3 protein-coding genes are annotated in these 5,601 nt (G+C 74.1%); all 3 read right to left on the minus strand.

Annotation, left to right across the window (positions count from 1 at the left end; translation table 11 throughout):
• Positions 1-470: 470 nt before the first annotated feature.
• From WCD41_RS30975 to WCD41_RS30985, 3 genes are read right to left on the minus strand one after another with little or no spacing between them, the layout of a single operon-like run.
• A complete protein-coding gene (locus tag WCD41_RS30975) occupies positions 471-3,041 on the minus strand; it encodes a hypothetical protein (protein ID WP_337719117.1) in 2,571 nt (856 codons plus the stop codon).
• A gap of 13 nt (positions 3,042-3,054) precedes the next feature.
• Positions 3,055-4,731, minus strand: a complete 1,677-nt coding sequence (gene ettA / locus WCD41_RS30980) for an energy-dependent translational throttle protein EttA (protein ID WP_337719118.1) — start codon at positions 4,729-4,731, stop codon at positions 3,055-3,057.
• Positions 4,732-4,782: 51 nt separating this feature from the next.
• On the minus strand, positions 4,783-5,385 hold the full coding sequence (locus WCD41_RS30985) for a single-stranded DNA-binding protein (RefSeq protein WP_337719119.1): 603 nt from the start codon (positions 5,383-5,385) through the stop codon (positions 4,783-4,785).
• Positions 5,386-5,601: the final 216 nt, after the last annotated feature.

Here is a 5,601-nt window from a genome sequence, read left to right on the forward strand (position 1 = left end):
CACCATACCAACCCACTCACCGAGCGAGCCTTCCGGAAGGCGACCTTCCCATCTTACTGCGTCGACCGGACCGGGTTCAACCTCTGTGTCCTGGCGACATGGAGAACAGTACACGGGCGATCAGGGCGCCCGTCACGGGGGGTGGTCGAACATCATCGGCGCAGGTCAGCACCCCTCCAGTGGTGCTCGAGCCCGCCGCGACCTCCTCCACCGCCCACCACGCCTCGCGCGAGGGACCGGCACGGAGGCCCGGGCGCGACACCGGCGGGCGAGGCTCGCGCCGGCGTGGGGTCCGCCAACAGTCCGGAGCCGTTGCCGTGGGCGACGCGGGCGCCCGGCACCCGGGCCACCGTCTCCTCGCCACCCCGCGTCCGTCACCGGAGCCCTGCTCTCCGGTGCGCGCGGCCGCTCCCGCCGTCGCCGCACGAGCCAGGTCGGCACGGACAACGAGCTCGCGCGCCGGCCGGGGGTCAGCGACGCGCGCGCCGATCGTCCGCTGCGGGCTCCGCCGAGTGGTAGGCGTCCATGGCGTCCGCCAGCAGGTCGGCCAGCCGGGGCCCCGAGTCGTCCGCCCGTCGCGCCGACGGGACCCCGTTGCGGGGCCCTCGTGCTGCCGGTCTTCCACCGCGCCGCGTCTCGGGCGCGGACGTCGCACCGCTCGGTGCGCGTCCGTCCGGCGGCGGCGGCGTCGTCATCGTCGGCGGCGTCGGCGGCGTCGTCGACGGCGCTGCGGCGGTCGGGGGCGCGGCGTCCTGGTACTCACTGAGCAGGTCGACCAGGGTGAGGGCCAGCTCCCGCCGGTACTCGTCGTCGACGCCGTCCGGCGCGGACGACACCGACGGTGACGTGGGCACGGCGGGTCGCCCGTCGCGGAGCGCGTCGCCCCAGCGCGCGGCGATCGTCACCGGCTCCCCGTCCCGGCCGTCGCGCCCGTGTGGAGCACGATCGCCCACGACGGCCGACGTGCCGGCGGACGGATCGCGGTGCGGCCGCCCGTTCTCGAGCACGCTGCCGTACCCGCTGTCCTGCGCCCCGCCGTAGGGCCATGGGCTCCGAGGCCCGGTCGAGCCGCCACCGTCGGCATCGGGCACCGCGTCCCGCACCACCCGGCCGCCCCCGACAGCGCCGTGCCCGTTCCGGGAGGGCGGGTGGTCGCCGTTGCGCCCGAGCGGCTGGTCGTCCTCCCGGCCCGCCCGACGCCGGGTCGCCCCCTCGGTCTCCCCGGCCCCGTCCGCGTCACGGCGCGCCGGGCCTGCGGCCGTCAGGGGGTCCGGCACGCGGTCCTCCGACCGCTGCTCGTCGCGCCGGCGGTGGCGATCCGTCCGGCGCTCGGCGTCGTCCCCGACGCCGGGACCGACACGGCGCCGGCCGCCGCGGTGGTCCGGCTGGTCGGCCCCCTCGGTGGCGGCGGCGTCGTCACCCGGAGTTCCGGGGCGCCGCGACAGCCACGACTCGCCGGTCTCCCACCGGGCGCGCGCCCGGGCGAGACGCCTGCTCCGGGCGTCGGACCCGGGGTCGGTATCGGTGTCCGGGGCGGTGTCGGACCACTCGATCGCCTCGAGGCCGGTCGATGCTGCCGAGGGCTCGTCGTCGGACGACCCGCCCTCAGGCATCGGCGTCGCGCTCGCCGGGGCGGCGAACGGGTCCAGGCTGCCCCCGCGGGCGGCCGCCAACGCCGCTGCCAGTGCCTCGCCGGGATCCGCGTTGTCGCGGTACCGCGCCCGGCGCCGGCCCGGACGGACCTCCGGAGCCGTTTCCTCCGCCCCCTCCGCCGCCGACTCCGAGGCCGACCCGCGCACCGGGGCCTCACCCTGCGCCGACCCTGTCCCGTCGCCCGTCGACGCTCCGAGGCCAGGAGCGTCGGGTGCGACGCCGAGGGAGTCGAGCGACGGGCCGCCCCCGTCGGGGAGGACCACCGGCGGGGCGGAGTCGGGCGACGGGTCGGGGTGCCGGCGGCCGGTGTCGACGGGCTCCACCACGGCAGGTGGCGACCCGTCGGCAGGCGCGGAGTGCTGGGTGCGCGACAGCGCCACCGCGAGGGCGATCCGGGCCCGGGTCGTCTCCTCCCGCGCCGACGACGCGTAGCCGTGCGCCCGCCGCAGCTCGTCGAGCGCGTGGCGGCTGTCGCCCCGGTGCGCGGCGACCTCGGCGAGCACCTCGACGGCCTCCGCGGCCTGGGCCTCGTGGCCGCGCGCAACGAGGTCGGCCTCTGCCTCGCGCGCGAGGCGTCCGGCGGTGTCGACGTCGCCGTCCGCCAGGGAGACGAGCCGCGCCAGCACGCAGCGCACCCGTCCCACCGCGAGCGCCGTGGTCGCCTGGGGCGTCGCGGCGAGCAAGGGGCCGCCCAGCTCGCGCGCCTCCGCGACCCGACCGAGCTCGGCGAGCAGCTCCACCTGGTCCGCGACGATCAGGGCCGTCTCCCGGCCCCCGTCGACGACGGCCTCGCCGATGGTCGCGTTCCGGAGGACGGCGAGGGCGTCCGTGGCGTCACCGATGACGCGGCGGGCACGCGAACGGGACCGCTGGACGGCGAGGCGGCGGACGTCGTCCGACGGCTTCCCGACGAGGTCGTCCACCTGCCGTGCCGCGGCGTCGACCCCGGCGACGTCGCCCCGCGCCGCGCGCGCCGCGGCCCACGCGACGAGCGCGTCCGCACGCACCCCGGTGTCCAGCACCTGACCCGCCGCCAGGGGTCCGAGGAGGGCCTCCGCGGCGTCGAGCTCGTCGCAGCGCACCGCGGCGAGCGCGAGCTCGCAGCGCAGCACCGCGGCGTCGGCGGACCGCCCCGCCCGGTCGGCGTCCTCCAGCTGGGGCACGGCGCGCAGGATCAGCGCCGCCGCGCGGTCCGACTGCCCGAGCGCGAGCACCGCCGAACGTTCGGCGGCGCTGCGCGCTCCGGCATCCTCGCCGGCCGACCTCGCGACGTGTTCGGCCAGCGCGACGCTCAGCTGTGGGTCGGTCCAGCGCAGGCCCTCGGCGACCTCGAGGATCGCGCTCGCACTGAGCCCCTGGATCGCGGACCGCCGCGCCGACCCCTCCACCTCGTCCCGGTCCTCAGTCCCGGGTCAGCTTGCGGTGGGTCACGCGGTGCGGGCGTGCCGCGTCCGCACCGAGCCGCTGGATCTTGTTCTGCTCGTAGTCGGCGAAGTTGCCCTCGAACCAGAACCAGGACGCCGGGTGGTCGTCCGTCCCCTCCCACGCGAGGATGTGGGTGCAGACGCGGTCGAGGAACCAGCGGTCGTGGGAGACCACCACGGCGCAGCCGGGGAAGTTCTCCAACGCGTTCTCGAGCGACGACAGGGTCTCGACGTCGAGGTCGTTCGTGGGCTCGTCGAGCAGCAGCAGGTTGCCGCCCTGCTTCAGGGTCATCGCGAGGTTCAGGCGGTTGCGCTCGCCACCGGAGAGGACGTTGACCGGCTTCTGTTGGTCCGGCCCCTTGAAGCCGAAGGCCGAGATGTAGGCCCGGGAGGGCATCTCGACGTTGCCGACCTGAATGAAGTCGAGCCCGTCGGAGACGACCTTCCAGACGTTGTCGGTGCCGGAGAGCCCCTCACGCCCCTGGTCGACGTAGGACAGCTTCACCGTGTCGCCGACCCGCACCTCGCCGGAGTCCGGCTTCTCGAGCCCGACGATCGTCTTGAACAACGTCGTCTTGCCGACACCGTTCGGCCCGATGACGCCGATGATGCCGTTCGGCGGCAGGGAGAACGACAGGTCCTTGATCAGCAGCCGGTCGTCGAACCCCTTGTCGAGGTGGCTCACCTCGACGACCACGTTGCCCAGACGCGGGCCGGGCGGGATCTGGATCTCCTCGAAGTCGAGCTTCCGCGTCTTCTCCGCCTCGGCCGCCATCTCCTCGTAGCGGGCCAGACGCGACTTGCTCTTCGCCTGCCGGGCCTTGGCTCCGGAACGCACCCACGCCAGCTCGTCCTTCAGACGCTTCTGCAGCTTGGAGTCCTTGCGTCCCTGCACCGCGATGCGGTCGGCCTTCTTCTCGAGGTACACCGAGTAGTTGCCCTCGTAGCCGATCGCGCGTCCTCGGTCGAGCTCCAGGATCCAGCCCGCGACGTTGTCGAGGAAGTACCGGTCGTGGGTGACGGCCAGGACCGCGCCCTCGTAGCTCGCGAGGTGCTGCTCGAGCCACTGCACGCTCTCGGCGTCGAGGTGGTTCGTCGGCTCGTCGAGCAGGAGGAGGTCCGGCTTGCTGATCAGCAGCTTGCACAGCGCGACACGCCGGCGCTCGCCGCCGGACAGGTGCGTCACCGGGGAGTCACCCGGCGGGCAGCGCAGCGCGTCCATCGCCTGCTGGAGCTGGGAGTCGAGGTCCCAGGCGTCGGAGTTGTCGAGGTCCTCCTGGAGGGCCCCCATCTCCTCCATCAGCTCGTCCGAGTAGTCGGTGGCCATGAGCTCGGCGATCTCGTTGTAGCGCGCGAGCTTCACGGCGACGTCGCCGGCGCCCTCCTGCACGTTCCCGAGGACGGTCTTGTCCTCGTTGAGCGGGGGTTCCTGCTGCAGGATCCCGACGCTCGCCCCCGGGGCCGCGTACGCCTCGCCGTTGTTGGCCTGGTCCAGTCCGGCCATGATCCTCAGAACGCTCGACTTGCCCGCCCCGTTGGGGCCGACGACACCGATCTTCGCGCCGGGCAGGAAGTTCAGCGTGACGTCGTCGAGGATGACCTTGTCACCATGGGCCTTGCGAACCTTCTTCATGGTGTAGATGAACTCAGCCACGCCCACGATGGTAGTTGGCACGACTCGGCGTCCACCGGCCCCGGGGCCTGTTCAGGCGCTGACGCGAGCGGCACCGGAGCGACGGCGCTCGCCGGCCGCGATGCCGGTGACCGTCGCGCCGTCCGGCACCGGCTCCTCGGCCGTCACCGGGACGTCGTCGGTGCCCGGTCCGCCGGGTGCCGAAGGATCGATACCGGGACCGCCGAGCTCGGCCTCGGCTCCCGTGTCGGCATCGTCGTCGCGCGCGCCGTCCGACCCGGCGGACACGACCTCGACGCCCTCCGTCGCGGAGGCCCGCCACGGGTGCACCGTGGCCCTGCACCGGGCCAGGTCGGGCCCCACCGCCGTCGCGCTGATCTCGGTCATGTAGCGCCGCACGCCCTCGACCTCGAACTCGCGGACGGACAGGCGCCCCGTCACGACCACGGGGTCGCCCTTCACGAGCGAGCGGGCTCCGTCGGCGAGGCGGCGCCAGCAGGTCACCGACGCGGTGAAGCGGTCGCCGTCCACCCACGTGTCGGAGGCCTTGTCGTACCGGCGGGCCGAGCTCGCCACCCGGAAGTTGACGACGAGGTGTTCCTGGTTGGGGCCCACACGCTTGGCGATCACGTCACTGGCGACGTTGCCCGTCACCGTCACCGTCGTCTCGTTCATCTCGCACTCCGCTCGTCGTGAGTCGGAGCAATTCTCCGGCTCGCACGACGAAGCGTCCCGGAGGATTCCGAGGAGGCGTGAGCACCCGATGATGATCTGTGGATAGCCGGGCCCGCTGTGGACGACCGCCGGCTGTGGTGCCGCGAGGAATACTCCACGTGCCGCAGTCGACAGCACCGATCCGGCGCGGACGCACGACGTGTCGGCGGACAGCAC

Source organism: Actinomycetospora aeridis, assembly GCF_037400275.1.
In the GTDB taxonomy this organism is placed as follows: Bacteria; Actinomycetota; Actinomycetes; order Mycobacteriales; family Pseudonocardiaceae; genus Actinomycetospora; species Actinomycetospora aeridis.

Bases quoted from the DNA above. Each gene is read 5' to 3' on its own strand.
- WCD41_RS30985 (WP_337719119.1), bottom strand. From the start codon at position 5,385: ATGAACGAGACGACGGTGACGGTGACGGGCAACGTCGCCAGTGACGTG.